The organism is Sphingobacterium sp. lm-10, from assembly GCF_023554555.1.
Lineage (GTDB): Bacteria > Bacteroidota > Bacteroidia > Sphingobacteriales > Sphingobacteriaceae > Sphingobacterium.
Genome location: NZ_JAMJWC010000001.1, coordinates 1266650 through 1288915 on the forward strand (window position 1 = coordinate 1266650; position 22266 = coordinate 1288915).

Consider the following 22266-nt stretch of genomic DNA (forward strand, 5'->3'; position numbering starts at 1 on the left):
AAGCAGCGTCTCAGCAGAAGATTTAATGTCACGAAGGTACTGATAGATCAATACTACCATTCGATAAACTCTAAAATTGCAATTTATTAATATCATTATTCCCAACTATATGCACAGCTATTTTTTGTAAGTGTTTTTAAGATTATCTTTACAGACTATATCTACCTCAAATGAACATCACCTTAACGGGAATCGTCGAAGTATTTTTCCATTTACCTCACGCAGTAGCAATATATGACAGTAAAGATCTCAACATTGCATTTGTAAATGCACAAATGCTAGAGATCTGGAATCGTAAAGACAATCTCGTAGGAAGAAATTTTGGTGATGTATTTCCTGAACATGTTAGACAAGGTTTCGATGCGCTGCTACGAAATGTCTGGTTATCTGGTACAACTTATACTGCAAAGGAGACGCCCGCTAACATTTTAATAGATGGTGAGCTTAAGACTCATTACTTTGATTTTGAATATCGCGCACTTCAAGATAATCAAGGCAAAACTATCGCAGTGTTGCATACAGCAACCGAAGTTTCGGACCGCATGCTCGCCTGGAAAACAGTGCTCGAACGTGAAGCCAGCGAAGCTGCTATTAATGAAGAACTCAGAGCTAGCAATGAAGAACTGCACTCTACTATGGAAGAGTTAGGTGAAACAGTACAAAAGCTCGAAAATTCATACGATCAGATCGAATCTTCAGAAAATCAATTACGCCAAATAATACAAAATGCATCACTGGGATTAGGTGTAATTGATGTAAAAACACAAAACATTCAGTATGCAAACAGGCATTTTCTAAAACTTATACATGCCGATGAACAAGCCATTGGAAAGCGATTTATTGACGTATTATCCAGGGAAAAAAGCGAGTTATTATCGAAGTTAATATCTAAAATTGTAACTAACAAAGAACATTTTGTTCGTAGCGAAGTCGAAACATACTTTGCAGACGACCCTAATACATATTATCATAATGTTGCTTATCAGCCAATATTTGATAAGTCAGGAGCGGTAGATTGTGTGTTAATCGCTGCCACGGAAGTCACTGCCCAACGTGAGGCGAAAGCAGCATTGGAATTATCATATAATCAGTTACGATTAGCAAAAATATCTGGTGGTCTGGGAACATTTCACCTTGATGTAGCTAACGACAAACTGGTCTGGGATGAGCGCTGCAAGGAGCTGTTTGGTGTTCCTGTTATGAAAGAAGTTTCGTATTCGTCAGATTTTGTTAATGGCCTTCATCCAGAAGATAAAACCCGGGTTTTAAGTGCTATCGAGCTAGCCTACGAAGAAGGTAAATCATCAGGTAATTTTGATATCTTCTATCGTACTATTGGTGCGATGGATAGTGTAATTCGTCACGTACATGCCACCGGAAAGGTGTATTTTGATAGTGCATCTCGCCCTATTAATTTTATAGGAACGGTGCGAGATAGATCCGCAGAGGTCAAAATGATCGAAGATTTACAAAACCGCGACGAGCAACTTCAACTTGTCAACGAAGAGTTGGCTACCACCAATGAAGAGCTTATGGCGATAAATGAGGAGTATCAAGTCACTAACGAAATGCTACTCTCCTCCCAATATACCACACAAAATTTAATCGAATCTCTTAAAGTAGCCAATGATCAAATTGTAGAGAACGAAGAACGCTTAAACCAAGCAATAACTTCGGCGAAAATAGGCACTTGGCGGTTGGACGTTAGAAGTTCTAAAGTTCATTGGGACAACCGTACAAAAGAATTATATGGGTTCTCTTTATTGGATGTAGTTGAATTTGAACACGTTCTTCAACACATGCATCCTTCAGATAGACCACGTGTCGAAAAAGCTATTACGCGTGCATTATCTCCAGAACTCAAGGAAGACTATGACATTACTTTCCGTATTATACACGAAAATAGAGAAGAACCTACCTGGATTCATGCCAAAGGAAAAGCCTATTTCAGCGAGCATGATGAACCGATTTATTTTTCTGGAATAGTGCTTGATATCACACAGGCCGTAGCTATCAAAGATAAAACCGACGCTTTTCACAAAATAGTCGCTCAGAAAGAACGCAAACTACAGTTAGTCTTAGACTCCGCAAAAGTTGGCACCTATACATTTGATTTGGACACCAATGAAATACAGTTCAACAATCATTCACAACTCCTCTTTGGATTCACTGATAATGGAAAGCCAAAGAAATCCGAAACTTTAGAAAATGTATTAGGCAAATATATTCCACTTCTAAAAAATGGAATACACGAAGCCATAAATAGTGGGATTCTTTACGATGAAAGCTTCCAAATACTCAACACAAAATCAGGAGATACAAAATGGTTGAGATTTGTAGGAAATAGTGCTGGTTATACCGACCCCAGCATGTTTTACGGGTTAATTATCGATATAACTGCTCAAAAAGTTGATGAAAAGCGTAAAACTGACTTTTTAGGCATTGCCTCACACGAACTTCGTTCACCGCTTACTGCATTAACCGGATACCTGCAGATTCTACAACACAAAAGTGCCTCATTGTCTACCGATCGCATAGCTGCTATTGTAAAAAGTGCAGAGCACCAAACGTATAGAATGCGTACGCTAATTGATGGATTTTTAAATATTTCCCATATTGAAGATGGTAATCTTCGTTTGAACCGAACAAAGTTTAATATGTATGGCGTGCTTGAAGAACTCTATGGAACATTTTGTGACACAATTAGAAGCCACAAATTTGTACTTGATATTTCAAATAAATCCTTAGAAGTGTTTGCTGATAGAGAAAAAGTGGAACAGGTGATTATTAATTTTGTAAATAATGCAGTAAAATACACCCCATCAAATACCAAGGTAACATTAGCGGCAGATACCGACGAAACCGCGCTAACAATACGGGTAAGCGATGAAGGTCCTGGCATTTCAGACGAAAATCAGACTAGATTATTTGATAAGTTTTTCAGGATTCATGGTGCGAATTCACCGCTAATTTCTGGATTTGGCATAGGCCTTTATATATCCCGCGAAATCATGGGGCTACATGGAGGAGAGATAGGCGTATCTAGTACAATTGGACAAGGAGCTTCTTTCTGGATATCTCTTCCATTAACGCCAATAGATTAAATTGAACGGAAGCTACCATCTTTAGAAATCGTCTGATTAGAGTAGACAAAAACCAACCTCAAAGCATGCATAAAGCTTTACAGAAGAGGATGTTTAAATTATTCGGAAACACTATTTTAGCTGAAGCATAATGAATGATGCTTTGCTTAGTCGCCTTAAGGTTCGATATCCTTCACGTCTGCTAGGAAGACGTTGCCATTCTGCTCTACATCCCATCCTACCACAGGGTTAAAGTGATAGCCGCCTTTGGACTCCCGCGCCGCGACCAGTTGATTATAAGTCGGCTGCTCATAACCCGTCTCATCAATGGCTTTGCTCAATACACGAGTGGGCTTACCATCCCAGTTCCACATAAAGCGAAAAGCCGTATGCGCTTTTTCCAACACGGGGCCTTGCAGGTGTGCATCTTCCCAGGTTTTTCCATTATCTACACTGATCAGCACACGACTCACCTTTCCCCGACCACTCCAGGCAATACCCCGCAATTCCTGCCAGCCTTTATCAATCACCTTCGGGTAAGACGGGTAGGTAATAATGGAGCGGGCATCCATGACCAGGCTGAACATCCTGATCTTCCCTCCTTTCACCTTCTCGGTATATTTAGAAGTCTCCTCCCTGGTCATGACCGGCTGGTCCGTTACTTCGATTCTTCGTAGCCATTTGATCTGGGTATTGCCTTCAAACCCGGGAATCACCAAGCGCATCGGATATCCTTGCTGCGGGCGTATGGCTTCGCCATTTTGACCATACGCAATGATGGCTTCGGTCAATGCTTCTTCCAGCGGCACACTCCTCGCCATCAGTGCCCCATCTGCTCCTTCCGCCAAAAGCCATTTCGCTGCGGGTTTTACGCCCAAATCGCGTAGTACAGTCGATAGCAGTACGCCCGTCCACTCGCTCTGGCTCGTTAATCCACACACTTCCTGTGGCGTCATTTCCCGCTTTCCATAGCGGAAATTCCCGGAACATTCGATAAAGCAAATCCGGGAAACCGACGGATATTTCTTTAAGTCAGCTAGCGTTAAGCGTATAGGCTTCTCCAGCAAACCATGAATCAATAACTCATGTTGCTCCGGATCGATTTCCGGCACACCGGCGTGGTGCCGTTCAAAGTGAAGGTCTGAGGGTGTAATCGTTCCCTGCAAATCCTGCAAAGGTGTCCGTGAAGCAGAGGCGTACGACGCAGACTTCGTAGGGCGCTCGAAAGGAGATCGCCAACCATTTTCGGAGGACGGGGCACCCTGCGACTTACTCGGGTCGACCACAATTTTGGAGTCAAAATCCGGTTCAACGATTCTATTACCAAAACTTTGTTGATAAATCAACCCGATCCCCACCGCGATAAGCAATACCATCGCGCCTACCAATAGCAGGACTGATCTATACATGCTGCGCATCTCGTGCTTCTCCATACTTATGTTTTCTTAAACTGACTTCACTATGATTATTTGATTTCTTTGCCCCCGCGCCGATCATCCAACACATACTTTTTCCTGGCTGGCATCTCCACCTGTGGTAATGTCTTTTGATCGATCTGACTGTCTTGATCAATAATGCCATTCAACGCCAGCAGGTAGGCGGTTATATCATACACCTCCTGATCAGTCAACGAGCCGGGCTGATCAAAGGGCATGGCCCGCCGCACATAGTCGAATATGGTCGTCGCATACGGCCAATAATTGCCAATTGTATTCGTAGCTGTACCATCCGTGACCAACTTATCCTCCGGACCTTCATAGCCATTTGCTCCATGACAAGACGCACATTTTTGCGCGTATACTTGCGCACCTTCGCGCGGCGTACCTATGCCGACGGGTAGACCTTTACCATCCGGTCTGACGTCGATATCCCAGCGGGCAATAAAATCGGCAGACGCGGGTCGTCCTAATTTAAATTGATCAGGCCAGGTGGTTTCATATTTGTTCAGACCGTCGGACCAAGACACGCTGATGGGATCTTCAGATTCTGCCAGATCTGGCCGTTGCGGAGCCATGCAGGCAACCAGCCAGCCAAACAACACTACTATACACGCTGCTTTTGTTTTGCTAATCGTATTCACCCGCTACCAATTTTCCAGGTCTGAGTTTAACATGCTTGTCTACCCGATCCAACACCACGTACAGGGAATCCCGATTCTCATCTATCCCCTCCAAGATGACCCGCCCCCCCTGCTGCTGCGCGGTGTAGCGCACCACAAAACGGCGACGCACTTCCTGCTCGGCCAGCGTATCGGCACGGGCAAACTCCCGAATGCGACGTGTCGTGCGTGCACGAGGGTGCACATCATTCACTTCTTGCGCAAATTTCGGTCGAACAGATTCGGGAATCCATTCGGCAGCCGACAACTCGGGCAGGCCATCCGCATCCAAGCCAGACTCCTGCAAGTAATTGCGTACGCCTCCATCTCCCCCATCGCCGGCGGTTATATTTCGTTGATCAGGAATGAGCTTATACTTGTCCTCCAGGTAGAGGGTCTGATTTTGGGTATCGGCATAATAATGAAATGCCCGGCGGCCGCCAGCTACGCCGGACAGCTCAAACGTCCGGTTGACATCTCTTTTTGGGTCTCCGCCCCCATTCGACAGATCAAGCTGCAAGGGGCGATTCACGGTATACGTTAAGGTCGACCACTTTTCAAAGGCGACTGATTGCCAGCGAATGCTATCGTTGGGATCGAATGGGTGTGTTGCCCCATTTAATCGAAAAGTAGTCACCTGGTAATGTCCACGAAGCTCCGGCACACCTGCAGAGGAAGGTTGTTTGTAAGGATCGTAACGGAAGTCGATGTATTGTAGGTAGAAGAAAACGCCTAAAAAGACGAAGAGCAGTACCGCCCTAATTCCATGTCGCGAAATATTCGCCACACGTCCAAAATCGGGATAAAACAACCAGACCCTAGCCGGAATCTCTTGTACAAAAAGTCGGTAAAACGGCACATAATAAGGAACCAACAGAAATAAGCTTAACAGAACGAAGTAGGTACTGTACACATGTACGCCGCCATCATAGGCGAAGTTCACCACCACAATGGCACCCAGTGCGCCGACTAACAAAGCGGCACCAATGGGCACGGTCTTACGAAAGAGTAGCATCGTTCCTGCAGACACTTCCAATATACCAGCAAATACCTGATACCAGGGAACGATACCAAATGAAAGCCAGAATATCTTCTGCGCGGTGATGTCGCCATAGTCTGTATCCAGAATACCTAAGGATGGATAAGGCATCTGCACGGGAAATACCTTGGTGAAACCAAAGCCTATAATGCCTAATCCGGCACGATATCGCACAATCACGTTAAGCCAATAAAACAAGGTATTGTATGCGGTACGGCGCGATTTAAACACCCGCGTGCTGGCCGTCCACAGCAAGCCAGCCAGCACGGCAAACCCGAAGGTATTTACCCAAATACTATAGCCCTCTAGCCGATAACCGAAAGTGGTACGGCCAAACCAATTGACCCCCGAACCAAAGCGACAGATATCATACAGATCCCGATAGTCCAAATTGGTCCAGTCGATTGCCAACACGTGCTGATACCATAAAGGATTGTTGGGAATGGCGATAATGACAAAGAAAACAAAACTAATCCGAAAGGCGATCAGTTGCCAGGTGGGCCAATGCGTGGCCGTGTAGGCTGAAGTGGTGGAATGTTCTACGGACATTTCTATTCGTTTTTCGTTTATAACTTGTACCCTAAACTGCGTCGCCCTTGCTTCTTAATTTCCTCGAGCAAGTACTTTTTATCGGTTTTGCGCAAAGCGACCTGCAGGGAATCCCCCTGATGACTTACCCCGGACAAGTTTACATGCGTCAAATCCGGGCGATCGACCTGTAGCGTATATCCTTGATGCTTATAATACGTATTCGGATTATGAAGACGAATACTACTATTACCCTGTGCCGTCGTATACCGATAGTATAAACGATCACCCACATGGGTGAATTCATAATCGCGCCCGTCTGCCACCCGTTGAAATAAGCCTGCGGACGTGTCGGAAACAATATGTGCATTTTCTAAACGCACACTCAGCGTGTTCCATTTCTCAAACACCACATCTTTCCAGCGTAGCGTATCGGTAGGTGAATAAGGAATCGTATCGCCATTCCAGACGAAGCGATCCACCACATATTTGCCCTGAATGTCGGGCAGACCAGCTTCCTCTGGATAATGCAACGAAGCGAAAGGCTGTTGATGAATCTGATAGGCTCGTACCCCCACGAAACCAATGAAAATAATGGCAAACAACAGCTTGAATACCCAGCGCCCACTCGACCAGGAGACCCTGCTCCATGCATCGTACGTCACGGCGGGAAGCGTTGTACGGAGATGAACGACCAAGGAAGCTAGGCGATTTACGTCGTATAGAAAGATCGGCACCGTTAATAGCACTACATACGCTGATGCAAAGTAAGTCGGCCCTTGATAGGCCAGATCCGCCAGAAATGCATTGCCGTAAAAAGGAATGATAAACACCACGCCCAGAAACGCGGTGCGGCGGAACAACAGCAAGCTGGCGCCCAACAGTTCTACAATCCCTAAAAACACTAAGTACGCGGGCGCTGCAGAAAGACTTAGCAACAAATGCTTCCAGTCTTCAAACTGTCCATAGGCCGTATTTAAATGACTTAAGGATAGATCCGGCGCGAATAAAGGAAACAACTTGATAAAACCAGCTACAAAGAGAATCGCCGCCAGTTTGAACCGGGCAAAAACTCGCAGGTAGTAGAAATACCAAAACTCCCGTTGCAGACTGCTGCCGTTTTCCAAACGCAACCATACCAATGCGCCAACCGCTGCGATGGCTAGTAGCAGTAGCCAGTCATAAAGGCTACTCAATGCCCCGAAGTAATGCGGCAGAAAGGTCAGCAAATTGAACAGATCTGGGATTAAATTAGCCCAACTGATCGTAAACAGGATGGTATAAAAATCGGCCTGCAACGGAATGCTGACTACCCCGATAAATAGTATCGCTACGCGAAGTAAAAACTTTTTGCCCCAAGGGATATCGTGATCTATAGACATATTAAGGATTTTGTGGAGATGAATAACCTGGGTTTTGTTCCAATACCGGATCGGCTAGGATTTGATTAAATGGAATCGGAAGTACCAGACGAAACGCTTCCGTGACACCCAACACGGCTGCAGCTCGGCGGGTGCGCACCAAATCAAACCAGCGGTGAGCTTCGAACGCGAACTCTAACCGGCGCTCGTCTTCTATCCAGCGCAGCAGGGTGTTCGGCTCGCTACTGGCCGAACGGGGCGCAAGCAACGCGCGTTCGCGGATACGATTGAGGTCGGCCAAAGCCTGGCTGTATTCGCCCAGATGCGCGGAGGCTTCCGCACGAATCAGGTAAAGTTCTGCGATGCGTATCAGGTAGGTGGGATCGGCAGCGGTGCTGCGATAATAGAGATTGCCGTACCAGCGATTCTGATTATCTCTGGCAATCAACTCACTTCGGGCTCCGGCGGTTGTGGCGTTGGTTAGTAGACCGATCAACGCTTCGCTCGGCGCCCATTGCCGCGTGCCACCGTTAGTTTGCGGCTGCCACTGTCCGCGATGCGGATTAGGCTCATTCACGCTATAAAAGAGTTCTAAAACAGATTCGCGGGTGCCGGCCACATTCTCTTTAAAAAAGGTAAAGTACGGATTGAGCAAATCGTAATTCGCCTGATCGGCGATCAATAAGCTAGCGAACGAAGCTGCTTGTGCCCATTCTTCCCGATACAAGTGGTAGCGTGCTTTCAATCCCCAGATGGTCTTCTTGGTCAAGATGAAACGATTAGTCGTCTCGGGAAGCAACGCTTCCGCCTGATTTAAATCTGCCAGCACTAAGGCATAGGTCTCCTCTCTTGTACTTCGCGCGATACCCAGGTTTTCGCCTACGTTTTGTGTTGGCTCCGTGATTAGAGGGACACCGCCCCAGACGCGAATAAGGTCGAAATAGGCCAACGCGCGGATGCCATAAGCCTGTCCGAGTATAGAATTTTTCACTGATTCCGGGATCGCATCTCCCGACAATTCACGCAGTGCTTTGATCACATGATTGGCTCGATTGATGGTTTTATAGATATCAATCCAAGTCACCGCCAGCGTGGCATTTTCCGGATTAACACGATGGTTAATAAATTCCTGCACCAGCGATTGTGACCCAGTCCATTGCACGTTGTCGCCCGAGAGGTAGGCAATCGATTGGTAATTCAGGCTATAATAACTCCGTAATCCAGCATATGCTCCATTGATAGCCGCCTGCGCGGAGGTAGCATCGTGAATAATGTTTTCTCCGGAAATAGACGCTCTGGGATCGACCTCCAGAAAAGACGAGCAGCTCGACAATAATAGTATATAAAGGAAGTACACATATTTCTTCATGACGTTCTTATAAGGTTAAGTTAATCCCCAGTTGAAAACTACGTGGCTGTGGCGGTGTACCCAAATCAATACCTTGTTGATTGGGGTCGCTATTGGCCGCCGATTCTGGATCAAGTCCAGTATACCTAGTTAGCGTAAACAGGTTGGTCGCTTGCGCATAAATGCGCAGCTTGGACAGGGAGAGACGACCCAGATTTGCGGCACCAAAGGTATAACCCACGCTTAATGTGCGGAACCGCAGGTACGAACCATCTTCCAGCCAGCGCCCTCCGCCATCCCGGTAGTTGTTATTATTTACGCCATCCGATCGGGGAACATCGGTCACATCACCCGGCTGTTGCCAGCGGGCAAGATTGCTGGCGAAGATCACCCGTGCAGCATCACGCGCACCGCCACCTTCTGCAAAAAAGCGGTTGTGATTATAGATATCATTGCCAACGGAGAAGATGAAAAAGGCATTAAGATCAAAATTCTTATACCGAAAATCATTACTTAGCCCACCGAAATAGTCTGGCCATATATTCCCCAGAATTTGTCGGTCGTCGGTCGTGATACGACCATCGCCGTTCACGTCTTCGTACACCGCATCTCCCGTTTGCGGATCGACATACAGCTGATTGTATACCCAGAAAGAATACATCGGATAGCCTTCCCGAAACTGGATCAGGTTGCGGCTGCCGTAATTCTGTGGTGTTTCCAGCTTTTCGATGTTATTGATATTGCGGGCAATATTGAAGTTGGTGCTCCACTGAAATTGTGGTTTGCTGATATTGATAGAGCTGACACTAAACTCCACCCCTCGGTTGCTAATTTCCACGGCATTGTTCGTGTAACTGTCGAACCCTGTGGTGCCGGGTAGCACTTCCGTCAGGAGTCCGTCGCGGGTGTATTTATAATAATAGTTTGCCGCAGCCGTCAGTCTGCCTCTCCACAAGGTAGCATCTAAGCCGATATTGAATTGGGAAGTCGTTTCCCAACTCAGTCGCTGATTCGCCAGCTGTTCGGGCGATATGCCCGCCACGCCTTGATACGCTGTACCGACGCCCGACCACAATTGCCTGGAAGCAAAGGAATTGATTCCGTTTTGATTCCCGGTTAGGCCATAGCTACTGCGTATTTTCAGGTCATCCAGAAAGGATACATCTTCCAGAAAACGTTCTTTACTAAGCCGCCAGGCGACACCCACCGCCGGAAAATATCCCCAACGGTAACCAGGGTTGAATTTCGACGAACCATCCGCCCGTAGAGAGAAGTCGACCAAATATTTTCCGTCAAAGCCATAATCCACCCGGCCAAAGAATGATGCCAGGCTGTATTGATCCCAAGCTTGGGTGCTAGTAGTATTTGCTGCGGCACTGATCAAGGTAAAGTCGTTCGTGGCAAATCCGCGTCCTTCGGCAGCGGTCAACGAGAAGTGACTACCTTGCAAGGTATTCCCAAGCAATAGCCCCAGCGCATGCCGCTGTCCAAGTGTTTTTCGATAGGTTAAGGTCTGCTCGTTAATCCAGGTTGTGGCCTGGGAGATGGCAGAGGTGGCTAAGCCATTTGGGCTGCCGGCGATCAACAGGTTGTTCCAATATTCGTGTTCATCGTAGTTATTGTAGTCTACGCTGAAGGTAGAGCGGAATTTCCATGACGGGGAGATTTGATATTCTCCGTACACATTGCCGATATAGCGCAGGCTAGTGGAGCCTACATCATAATTGTCTAAGAGGAGCGTGAGGTTATCAAATCCGGCGCGGCCAACCGGCACACCTGCATCGTTGAAAGGAGACAGATACGTCGGCGTATGCAAGGCCGCTTGCAGGATACCTCCCTGTGGGCCGTCGCCAGCACGTCCCTGATTTCTTCCGGTTCGCGACAGCACATTGCTGCTCCCTATTTTCAGCCGATCACCCACATCTTGATCCAGATTAAACCGAAAACTTGCCCGGCCAAAAGAAATGGGCTTTAAGATGGATTCCTGCTTGTTGTACCCTGCTCCGAGGTAATAGCTGGTTCGCTCACTTCCACCCGAAACGGCCACGTCTGCGTTATACACCGCTGCGGTGCGAAAGGCTTCGGAAAGCCGATCATAGGTCTGCTGTTCTGACGGCAAACCTCGCCTTCCCTGAGCTATGGGCCTAAATGGTTCTGCCTGTCCGATATTTCGAAAATATTCGTTCACCAGGATCGCGTGTTCTTCGCCGGTAACCAGTTCCCAAAGGGATGTGGCACGTGCGCTTCCGGCATATACATTGGCATCCACGCGAGCGGATTGAGAACGGTTACCGCGTTTGGTGGTAATCAAAATCACTCCATTGGCACCACGTGATCCATATAAGGCGGTAGCTTCCGCGTCCTTCAATACTTCTACATGCTCAATGTCTGCCGGGTTGATGTCTGCAATCGGCGACGTCGCCTTCCCCCCGGTATTGATGGTCTGTAAACTTTCTGAATTTAGAAATACGCCGTCGATCACATACAAGGGGTTGTTGTTGGTATTGATAGAAGTGGCACCGCGCAAACGCACATGCAGTGCCTCTCCGGGCACACCGGTACTTGCCGCAACCTGCACCCCGGGAATTTTCCCTTGGAGTTGCGCATCAAAACTCCCGGCAGGGATATCCTTCACGCTTTCTTGCGAAATACGGTCAATGGCGCCGATCAGGTTTTTCCGCTGTACGGTGGTATAGCCTACCACCAATACCTCTTCCAGGCTTTCGGACGAGGGACTGAGTTCGATCACCGCCGGAGAAGATTCAATCGTTAGCTTTTTGCTTTCGTAACCGAGATAAGAAAAGGTCGCTGTGAGTGGTAATTTCTGACCGGTAACAAATTGAAATTGGCCATTTCGACCCGATTTAATACTATGGGTTACGGCTTCGAGTTGGATAGTAACCCCTTCTATGGGCTGCTTGGTTTGTGCATCAATAACACGTCCGCTCAGGGACGCATTGATAATGGGGCCTGTGCCCTCCTGTGCATAGCTGGAGAACACATTCAAAAATAAATGAACACAAAGCAGATAGGAAGAATACCGGAGTACTCCTAAATTTTTCATACTTTTGGACTGTTTAATGGTGAAAAACTACAAGTGCCAACGCCAATTGATTACTTGTTTTCATTATTGGGCAACAGGGAGGTCTAGTACTTCCCTGTTTTATATCGCGACAATGAGCTATTTGCTTTTGTTTTATCGCAATCAGAAAGCCCTAACACATTCGCATGACTTCGCAGGTACTGTTGTGGAGATAGATGGGATGCCTACTTTTCTTACTCAACCGGGTAATGCTCTTCATAAATACTTTCTTTAATTCTAGGATAATCTAATCTGTTAACCGAAGGTGGGTTTAGTCATTCACACGCTAATACGATCAACATTTACATAGTCGATGAGCAAATATAAAAACATTTTTAATAATACTCTACTAGTTTTATAGATTTTATATACTATAGTGATTCAAAGGATATTTTTAGCAAATCAAGCATTCACCATCACTTACAATTTCACATCGCCCTTCTACACGTCTTTTGTGCGAGAACTGCCGTTGAAGGTTATATGAGCTTCATATAACGCCATTCACAATCAAATTTATAAAGCAAATAAACCTAGTGCTGCTCTAAATAATGGAATTTTGCATATTAAAGATTGTGTAGAAAATTGCAAGTATGATGTAGCGCTAGGCTTTTATTGTTCGAATAGCTAGTACAGGTAATTGGGAGCTTAATGGCTTGTTTGTAGCATATTGACTAGATGCAGATTATATTGTTGTAAACAGCTGTATCAACAGTCAATATAATAGGTGATATGAATGGTCCCAAATAAAAAATTTTATTTATCTGGTTATGACACACCCCCTCTATGGTGTATCGTTGAAATTGCGAATAGGGCTTTGACCGCATCAAAATCATGTGCTCCGTATTCATTAAGGGTCTTAAATATCAAAATCTGCATCAACACATTTCTTATTAAATGTGTCGATGCAGAAAGTTATGCTAGATTACTTTGCATTCGCTTTTGGATCTGCCAAAAGTGCATTTGCACTCATTTCTCCAAATAAATTTGCCCCAAGTGGACTGTCGCCTGATACTAATTTTCGGTCTACGTGGCATGCTCCACTGATATCATCATTTAAAAACTCAACACCTAGTTTTGCAAGCTTATCGCCGTAAAACCAAGGCATTTGTCCTGGTTGATAGCCAATCTCTGGAAGCGTCGCATCAATTTTATCGGGGAAGGCATTGATTTTATATCCTTTATAAGGGAAATCTGCTGATTCAGCTTGGTAGGCAGCAGCCAATAACGCCGCGGGACCATGGCAGATGGCCAACATAAATTTGTCTTCTGCTACAACCCAATTAATTACTTTTTTCAAGTCTTCATTCTCCGGTAAGCCCAACATTGCTCCATGGCCACCAGGTAAGAATACAGCAACATAATCAGTTTCCGACTTCATATCTCCTGCTACGAAATCTTTTAGACTTTTGGGGCTGACGAGCTGTTCAGTATATTTCTCTATCACATCATTAACCAGCTTATCTTGTAGTGGAAGAGCCCATAATTCCAATTTTACGGAGCCTCCAGTGGGAGTATAAAAATCTACTTCGTACCCAGCTTCTTGTAAGTGAAGGATAGGAACAAATGTTTCCACGGGATGATTTCCGGTAGAGAATTTTTTCCCGTTATCCATGGTCATATATTTTTCTTCGGTAGCTATCACCAATATTTTCTTATTCTTATCGGTATTGGTGTTTTTATAATCTACGACTTTATAATCTGTCTTAGCTGGTACGAATTGTGATCTAGAAAATACAGATGGTTCGTATCCTGTACCATCAAACACGGGTGATTTACTTAATTCCTGTGACATGTTGAAAATTTAAGGTATATATTATAAATGTTTTTTTAGTTAAAACGAATTAAATTTACAAAAGTTTCAACCGTTTTCGGATTCGGCTTAGAGAAGGTGGCTTTACCCCAACATATGCTGCAATATAGTACTGAGGAATACGCTGTACAAGCTCAGGAAAATCCAAGAGAAACTTACGATAACGGTTGTGCGGCGAATCGGTATATTGTGAGATGATTTGATTTAAGACATTTACGAATACTTGCTCGATTACTTTGCGACCAAACCTTTCACCGTTTCTTACCGCATCGTAAAATTTTTGAATACCATCCTTACTGATCCGATATACGATCGTATCTTCTAGCGCTTGAATATTGGTTGTGGAAGGTATCTGCGGCAAAAAACTAGAATAATCACACACAAACTCACCTTCTTTACTAAAATAATAAGTAGGTTCGGCATCGTCATTATTAGTATAGTAACGGACTAAACCTTGTTCTATAAAGACAATATAACGACAGGTTTCTCCCGCAGACAATAAATGTTCTCCCTTCTTTAGTTCTTTTTTGCGAAAAAGGCTTTTGATCAATAGAATATCCTCTTCCGAAATGGAGATCTGATCTTTAATTGTTTGAATAAGAGAATCCATGATAGCAAATTAAGTAATTCTCTACATAACACCATTTTTTGCCAAAACTGCATCAATAGCATTTGATGGAATAATAAAACTTAACCCTTATCTTTTGTTAGAAAGTCCATAAAAAAGTAGCATTCCAGTTAGCATCATTACTGCAGCGGTAATACCGTGGATGAGGAGGTGTGATAAATCACTCACGCCTTTATGGAAAAGAATAATTAGAAAATCGCCCGTGGGAATAATAGAAGCGATACTGAACACCCAAGCAATTGCTTTGCGCATACGCAGAAATAGCATTGGCAATAAGATTAGTCCCGAAGCAACATCCCTGATACCTTTTATCTGCCCATAAACTGTATCATCTACTTTTGAGAAAGGAATACCGTAGCCGGCGGCTCCTATTTCAGGCTCTATAATAAAACGGATTCCTATAAATAGAATACCAAGGGCTATCATCAGTACACACCAAAATGAAAAGGACTTTACGCGCCATTGATTATTTTTTGTTTCCATAAAATTCAATTTTATCGAAACAAAAATCGTTTTAAAAAAAACGCTTATGATTCACCTGAGTTAATAAATAGAAAATACATCATTCATAGGGCAATGAAAACTGTCATTTGCAAACTTATTTGAATATCCCAGTGCCAAGTGACTGAGGGAAACAATTGTATTACTGTTTCTTATGTTTGATTATCTTTTCCAGATCGCTCCATGCGCCGCCATTATGGATATGTTTGAACCCGAGATCCTTCAACAGATTCTCTACTTTTACACTCCGAAGTCCGTGAGAACAGGTAGTGATGTATGTTTTGGAAGAATCGAGCTCCGTATATCGCTCTCTTATTTCACCTAATGAGATATTAATTGACCCCTCAATATGTCCCATAGCATACTCGCGCGTGGTTCGGACATCTAATATAATTGCTCCGCGTTCTATCTTTTTATCCAAACCATTCGCCAGAGTTACGAAGCGATAAGTTCTATATACCAAATACATCATCAAAACAACGATCGTAGTAATCAATATGTATTTCATCTTTTGTCTATTTTTTTCAAAAACTTGTGGTCTACGTAGAAAGTGCCGAAGGGAATAAGGCAGGAAACTAATATCAGTCCGGTGGTCTTAGGTTTCCATTTTTGTGCAATACTGGTGCTAATTGTGTTTAGCAGGAATAGTAAAAAAAGTGCTCCGTGAGTTGGGCCCAACATTTTTGTTAATGAATCATCAAGGAACCAATACTTTATCGGTACCGCAATAAACACTAAGATTATAAGTGAAATCCCTTCTAGAATAGCCATTATTCTAAGCCTCCCCATGTTTGTTTCTAACAGCTGTAAAATCATTATTTTAAGTCTTTAATTATCCGAGCTTGTCTGAGATTTGTCGTTCAATCAGCATTATTGCTATCCTTACCTAAAATAGGGTCGGCTGGCAAAAGGCGAAAATGGCCATGGAATAGCGATCAATAGGATGAGTAATGCCACAGTAAACCAAATCATCATCGTCTTAAATTTTTCCGTATCACTTTCTTTTCTTTTGGCAAAAGCTGACCCGATGGTAATGAGTATAATAGCTAATAACATCAAGGAACTATGCAATAACCCGAAAAACAAAAGCTGCATATCCTGAATTGCTGTTTTGAAGTTCGCAAAAAAGTATTTTATTAATGGGCTTTGAAAATAGAGGATCATACCGATCATTAACTGAATATGTGCTATCGTAGCAGTCCAATGCCGTACCGCATTATCTATTTTTGAAAAAGTAGATTTGGTGAGATAGCCCCTGTACGCTCTGTAAATGGCTAGTAGCAGACTTGCTAAAACAAGCCATCGCAATGAATTGTGATAAAATGTGAGTGTTTGATACATGTTATAAAATACTAATCGGTATGTTTTAGATTAAAAAAAACTGATTTACAAGTTTGAGAACTGATTCCCTATCGGGAACTATTTAATGAAACATCATCCTACTTAATTTTAAAAACTCCTTTCCATTCATGATGATGTAATCATTAACACGTTTTGCACCTATGCAAATCATCTTGAAGACGTAATACATTTCAAATGTACACTAAAAACATACTAATAAGTATGTTTTTAGTGTAAAAAATCATTTTAATCCATTTAAATAAACTTTAAGCTCCTTTAAATAAGTTAAATACACTTTTTTACTATTCTCCAGCTTTCCAAAATTTCGGATACCCCAATATCCAGACATCACGAAAAAAGTAACCTGCTTCGCATTGACATCATGGCGTATATGACCCGATTTTTTTCCACGTTCAATCATGCCTGTCATAATCTTAATCCATTCTTGTGTTATCTCTTGCAATGCTTTACTAAAATCTTGATTCCATGGCGTCATTTCTTGTGTAAAGTTGGCGGCCGGACAGCCATACTCTACTTTCAGAAAATCGTTTTCGAGCAATAGATGGTGTATCAGGTTGTAAATAGCATCTAATGGGTTTTTTGTGTTTTGCAATGATTTAGCAAAACTTTGTGTCAATGCAGGCTTCATGAGTTCATGTATGATAGCCAATCCCATTTCATCTTTATTTTTGAAATGGTAATAGAATGCTCCCTTTGTTACCTGAGTCGTGGCTAATATCTCGTCAATACTCGCATTCTGATATCCTCTTGCATAAATCAGATCAAACGATTTTTGCAAAATATTCAATCGTGTAGCTTCTGCTTTCTTCATATTTAGATACTGCTCAGTATTTTTTTACAAATTAAACAAATTAAAATGGAAAAACGCTATGGATTAATTGGGTATGTTTTTATTGAGCCACTGTACCTGAATATGGACAGTCTGTGTTCATATTCAAACACAAAAACAAATAAACACCTATATATTAGAATATTACATGATTTTTGTTTTTTGGATCATTGGAATATAGTTACCGATCATGGGTATACACATTTTATATTGCTGATCCGTCGAACTACTTAAACAGGTAACACGACGTTAAGGAATTATTTAAAAACAGCTTGGTAATTTCATACATATTGAAAATTCGTTGCTGTGCCTCGTTGTAAAAAATGAATAGGATAAAATGCGAACTAATCCCATTTATTTGTTGACGACAAAGCGTATTTTCCTCCACCTGTAAAAAAGAGACCAAGCCCTCCAAATAAATACAATGCAACTAATTCATGTTGCCAAGCTCCAGCTTTTCCAAGTTCGAAAAAATTTTCTGTGTGCGCCATAGCGAACGCTACTAACATTACTAATGTGAAAGCTGAAGCAGCAATTTTAGTCCTAAAACCTATAATCAAAAGAATTGGCGCGATAGTCTCACCGATATGTACCCCATAAGCTAAAAATGATGGTAGTCCGATTTCTGACAACATATCTTGTACATGGTGAACACCGTTTAGCAACTTATGCACTCCATGAAAAAGCATTAGTATGCCAAAGTTCAATCTGAGAACAAGTAATCCTACATGATAATTTTTAGAATTCATACGTTTTTTGCGAAATTTATTAAGAAATAATACCTACTCTATCATTAATATTAAACTACATATATAACAAAGCTCTGTTTTGTAGACATACATCCACATTAAACTTTCTGTATTACAGCGGCTAATGATTACTTCAGCCTAGTATCACCAGCACTAAGCGATATCACAACCGATAACTCGAAACATCGGTATCATGAGCACTACCTGTTCGCTAAAGCTTATATATATAAATTGAGGATCAATTAAAATTAATCTTAAGAACAAATATATAAATTATTTATTTAAATAATTGCTTATTTAAAAACAAATAATCACTGAACAACAGCATTATTTACCGCGCAGTACAAGCGATCCTGTTTTAAAAAAGTTTTGGGGTACAAATCACCTGAGATTACAAACTATATCTTGGTGTTTTAAGATCAGCGCTCATGGTCATTTACAAACTATATTGGTGCATCGGTAGGGTTAATTCTAATACCTATAAAAACGCCAAAAATGAGAAACGACTAGCTGTACGGTGTAGAGTATCTGCTGAAAACTATGGTACCATTCTCCATGCCCTAAGAATAGAGAAATTTAACATTTCTAATCTTACGAAACTATAAACAAATTGCTTCTACAAGAAACATGATCAGAATGGTTACAAAAGAAAATAATTTCATACTAACGTGTTAATTTTATCAAAAGTAGTTAATCCGTTGATAAGTTGCAACTTCCATAACATATACGCTACGCTTTTACAAGTAAGCATAGATTTAAAATAAGAAATAGCGAATAAAAATGTATCTTGTATTGAGGATCAACCCTGGTATAATCTGGGAATCAAACACTATTCTACAACCACCTAAAAAGAATATTATGAACTCAAAAACTCAATCCGCTTTAAGTTACATTGGTATTTTATGGTTTATAGCATACTTTTTTGGCAAAAATAACCGCGACAGTATGAGTTTATACCACTTAAAGCAAGGTTTCGGCCTGCTTTTGACCGGGATCGTAGTCAATACCTTAGGATACATAGTGATCAGTATTATTACTCCATTAGCATTCATTACTAATATTATCGGAATTGTCTTTCTAATTTTTGTAGTTCTGGGAGTATTTAATGCTCTGAATCAAGAGCGCACGCCGTTGCCGATCATCGGACATTTATTTGAAAATCAATTTCCATTTCTTGATTAATCCTTTCTTAATGTATGATCGTATCATAAAGCCGTATTGATAAAGAAGCTTTGGTAAGAGTAAATAGCATTTGACGATTTGCAAGATGTAGTATTTTGGTAGTGAACGCTTTTGATTAACTTTGCGGAACATCTATAAAATACCATGACAATCTCCAGTGCGCCGCAAATTACCTCAGATCTTAGCCCGAATAAGGGTAGAATTCGTATGGCAGTTGCTGCCTTCTACTTCTGTCAAGGACTTGCGTTCGCCTCTTGGGCGAGTAGAATTCCAACTATCAAACAGCATCTGGGACTTTCCGAAGCTCAATTAGGCACAGTACTTCTTATGCTGCCAATTGGCCAATTATTAACCATGCCATTATCAGGAAGGTTAGTTTCAAAATATGGAAGTCATCGGTTACTTCCGATTGTTGGCTTTTTGTATGTGGCTAATCTTTTCACGATTGCACTTGCGCCAAATATGTGGGCTTTGGCTCTCGCACTACTCTTTTTTGGTATTATTGGAAATATGTGCAATATCTCGGTCAATACCCAAGGTGTGCTCGCTGAAGGTATTTACCGGCGTTCGATCATGTCATCTTTCCATGGCACATGGAGTATTGCTGGTTTTACAGGTGCGCTCATCGGCTTGATCTGCATGACGTTAAAACTCCCTATTGAAGGGCATTTTCTGATTATTACTGGAATCGTTTGGACACTGAATCTTTTGAATAGAAAATATCTCGCGCCACCGGCAGGGCTTCAACCGAAAAAAGGAGGATTTGCTTTCAAACCGGATAGGCTATTGATTTCTTTGGGAATCGTAGGTTTTTGCAGCATGGCTACCGAAGGCGCTATGTTTGATTGGTCGGGCGTTTATTTCGACGAAGTGGTTCATGCGCCCAAAAGTCTGATCGTATTGGGTTATGCCGCGTTTATGGTCATGATGGCTATGGCACGCTTCATCGGCGACAAAGCACTTTCCAGATTCGGCAGACAACGTATATTACAGGGCAGCGGTATTTTGATGTTTGTCGGGATGGCGATTGCCGTTTCCTTCCCCAGCCTGATGGCGAGCACATTGGGTTTTATGCTCGTAGGTCTGGGCGTAGCGTGTAATGTACCGATCATCTATTCTGTTGCTGGAAAGCATCCAACGATCTCATCTGGCATGGCGCTAGCCATGGTATCTAGCCTAAGTTACCTTGGCTTTTTGATCGGGCCGCCATTGATTGGATACATTGCGGAACTGTCCAGCTTACGCTTTTCTTATGGTGTATTTTCCTTATTTGGGATTGTACTTTGCACGATGTGCAGTATCCTGCCTATCTTTAAGAATTCGTAATCCTTAGCGTTTTGGAGAAAGTAAATGTTTCAAAGGATGCAAATTTCCATTCGTAAATTCAAAAGTTCCTGATACGTTTATCGTTTGTTCAGCACCCTGCGTTCCGGCTATGTCTGCGCGCTCTATCTTTTGCAGCCATGTAGGCATTGGTATCGGCGCATTCCATATTTCAGGCTGCTGATAACGTACATAGAGAAGATCTGTTTGTGGCACAAGTTCTTGCCCTTGGGCAGGTCGAGCGTTATTCGTACTTAAAATCAGCAACTGGCCGGCCTGCTTTTTATAAAACTTATAAAATAGCTTCTCCGGAAGATACGACAAAAGATGTGGTGAGGCCATAAAAGATAATGTCAGATCTGGAACCGTTTCATTTCTGAGTTCACGCTTCTCCACCATTTCAAAGTTATCGTCGTAATCATACGTGATAATGGTATCTGCTTGTAGCACTGCTTCATTTTTCCATTGTAATTCCCAATAATTGCCCAGATAAGGCTCAATATCTTTCCAAGGGAGCCCCTGAGCCTGCAACATGTCTTCATGTTTCGCTAGCCATGGGCGAATGTCTGCTAACAGCCGCACGGACAAGATATTATTTTCAGGAAATATTGCTCCTACTGGTTTGTTGCTAAACCGCCAGTCAGCATCGCCTAATAATCCAGCAATCACAATCTCACCCGCCCTAAAATCCATGGACCAGAAACTTGCTTCTCCAGGTTTCCAAAAGACAATATCGCCTGTCGCTTCTTTCGGTTTACCGGCTTTCAGCGTAGCTATTTCTATGAAATCATCTTGCGATGCTAACATCTGTTGCATCGGTTCTACGATTGTATCGGTCTTACTCGGATTCCAGCCTAAAACAACATAACGCTCGTTACCGACTACATATAAACTTTTATCTTCTGTACGTCCACACCAGTTGGACGAATTTTCGACGTTTAAAGATGTGTTTAAAGCAGTAGACAATACCTGCTGAAGGCGTGGCAAATCATCCACCGGAAGGATGGTGAAATAAGAAGATTCTCCGGATGGTAAGCTAAAAAAGTAGACATTAGCGGGCAACGAAACACCCAAATTCCAAGGACGTAATTTTTGAAGTACAGTGTCTGCCAAGGTATCGCGTTCGCTACCAAAATAGGCGCTTGGGTTCCACAGCGCATTAGCTGCCAGCTCCCGGAAAATCCGATCTGATTTTACTTCTACGATAGCGGTGGCATCGCGATGTACCCATTGAGATTCCGAACGCATTTGTCTGTACGAAAAGAAGAGTATAATGGCTAAAGCGATCAAACCTAAGCTCAAGAAAATCCACCCTAATACGCGTACAAATCTTTTCATGTTTC

At 42.9% G+C, this 22266-nt stretch carries 18 protein-coding genes; 3 read left to right on the plus strand and 15 right to left on the minus strand.

What is annotated here, in order from left to right; all coding sequences use genetic code 11:
• Positions 1 to 170: 170 nt before the first annotated feature.
• Positions 171 to 3104, plus strand: a complete 2934-nt coding sequence (locus M8998_RS04970; RefSeq protein ID WP_249991022.1) for a PAS domain S-box protein — start codon at positions 171 to 173, stop codon at positions 3102 to 3104.
• 155 nt (positions 3105 to 3259) lie between these two features.
• Here the strand turns inward: M8998_RS04970 and soxC are convergent, their stop codons facing one another.
• The 14 genes from soxC to M8998_RS05040 form a co-directional block, all read right to left on the minus strand.
• Positions 3260 to 4516, minus strand: coding sequence for a sulfite dehydrogenase (soxC, locus tag M8998_RS04975; protein WP_249991023.1), 1257 nt, complete (start codon positions 4514 to 4516; stop codon positions 3260 to 3262).
• Between the two features lie 32 nt (positions 4517 to 4548).
• Positions 4549 to 5163 carry a c-type cytochrome gene (locus tag M8998_RS04980; RefSeq protein WP_249991024.1) on the minus strand — a complete coding sequence of 205 codons (615 nt, stop codon included), beginning with the start codon at positions 5161 to 5163 and terminating at the stop codon, positions 4549 to 4551.
• A complete protein-coding gene (locus M8998_RS04985; protein WP_249991025.1) occupies positions 5150 to 6769 on the minus strand; it encodes a hypothetical protein in 1620 nt (539 codons plus the stop codon). Before M8998_RS04985 ends, M8998_RS04980 begins: the two co-directional genes overlap by 14 nt.
• A gap of 17 nt (positions 6770 to 6786) precedes the next feature.
• Positions 6787 to 8130 carry a hypothetical protein gene (locus tag M8998_RS04990; RefSeq protein ID WP_249991026.1) on the minus strand — a complete coding sequence of 448 codons (1344 nt, stop codon included), beginning with the start codon at positions 8128 to 8130 and terminating at the stop codon, positions 6787 to 6789.
• 1 nt (position 8131) lies between these two features.
• A complete protein-coding gene (locus M8998_RS04995) occupies positions 8132 to 9478 on the minus strand; it encodes a RagB/SusD family nutrient uptake outer membrane protein (protein ID WP_249991027.1) in 1347 nt (448 codons plus the stop codon).
• Between the two features lie 7 nt (positions 9479 to 9485).
• A complete protein-coding gene (locus M8998_RS05000) occupies positions 9486 to 12521 on the minus strand; it encodes a SusC/RagA family TonB-linked outer membrane protein (protein WP_249991028.1) in 3036 nt (1011 codons plus the stop codon).
• A 940-nt stretch (positions 12522 to 13461) separates the two neighbouring features.
• Positions 13462 to 14331 carry a DJ-1/PfpI family protein gene (locus tag M8998_RS05005; RefSeq protein WP_249991029.1) on the minus strand — a complete coding sequence of 290 codons (870 nt, stop codon included), beginning with the start codon at positions 14329 to 14331 and terminating at the stop codon, positions 13462 to 13464.
• 55 nt (positions 14332 to 14386) lie between these two features.
• Positions 14387 to 14959, minus strand: a complete 573-nt coding sequence (locus tag M8998_RS05010; RefSeq protein ID WP_249991030.1) for a Crp/Fnr family transcriptional regulator — start codon at positions 14957 to 14959, stop codon at positions 14387 to 14389.
• 87 nt (positions 14960 to 15046) lie between these two features.
• Complete coding sequence (locus tag M8998_RS05015) at positions 15047 to 15460, minus strand: DUF4267 domain-containing protein (protein ID WP_249991031.1); 414 nt, start codon at positions 15458 to 15460, stop codon at positions 15047 to 15049.
• 160 nt (positions 15461 to 15620) lie between these two features.
• Positions 15621 to 15986: a rhodanese-like domain-containing protein gene (locus tag M8998_RS05020; RefSeq protein WP_249991032.1), complete on the minus strand. Its 366-nt coding sequence runs from the start codon at positions 15984 to 15986 to the stop codon at positions 15621 to 15623.
• Positions 15983 to 16294, minus strand: a complete 312-nt coding sequence (locus M8998_RS05025; protein WP_349665647.1) for a DUF3817 domain-containing protein — start codon at positions 16292 to 16294, stop codon at positions 15983 to 15985. The genes M8998_RS05020 and M8998_RS05025 overlap by 4 nt, the downstream gene beginning before the upstream one ends.
• A 66-nt stretch (positions 16295 to 16360) precedes the next feature.
• Positions 16361 to 16819, minus strand: coding sequence for a hypothetical protein (locus M8998_RS05030; RefSeq protein ID WP_249991033.1), 459 nt, complete (start codon positions 16817 to 16819; stop codon positions 16361 to 16363).
• Between the two features lie 241 nt (positions 16820 to 17060).
• Positions 17061 to 17651, minus strand: a complete 591-nt coding sequence (locus M8998_RS05035; protein WP_249991034.1) for a TetR/AcrR family transcriptional regulator — start codon at positions 17649 to 17651, stop codon at positions 17061 to 17063.
• Between the two features lie 362 nt (positions 17652 to 18013).
• The gene (locus M8998_RS05040) at positions 18014 to 18418 is read right to left on the minus strand and encodes a DoxX family protein (RefSeq protein WP_249991035.1); all 405 of its coding nucleotides are present in this window, start codon (positions 18416 to 18418) and stop codon (positions 18014 to 18016) included.
• 945 nt (positions 18419 to 19363) lie between these two features.
• Here M8998_RS05040 and M8998_RS05045 point away from each other — a divergent pair.
• Together M8998_RS05045 and M8998_RS05050 are read left to right on the plus strand one after the other, a co-directional pair.
• Positions 19364 to 19600 carry a hypothetical protein gene (locus M8998_RS05045; RefSeq protein WP_249991036.1) on the plus strand — a complete coding sequence of 79 codons (237 nt, stop codon included), beginning with the start codon at positions 19364 to 19366 and terminating at the stop codon, positions 19598 to 19600.
• A 144-nt stretch (positions 19601 to 19744) separates the two neighbouring features.
• Positions 19745 to 20926 carry an MFS transporter gene (locus M8998_RS05050; protein ID WP_249991037.1) on the plus strand — a complete coding sequence of 394 codons (1182 nt, stop codon included), beginning with the start codon at positions 19745 to 19747 and terminating at the stop codon, positions 20924 to 20926.
• A gap of 3 nt (positions 20927 to 20929) precedes the next feature.
• Here the strand turns inward: M8998_RS05050 and M8998_RS05055 are convergent, their stop codons facing one another.
• On the minus strand, positions 20930 to 22261 hold the full coding sequence (locus M8998_RS05055) for a hypothetical protein (protein ID WP_249991038.1): 1332 nt from the start codon (positions 22259 to 22261) through the stop codon (positions 20930 to 20932).
• Positions 22262 to 22266: the final 5 nt, after the last annotated feature.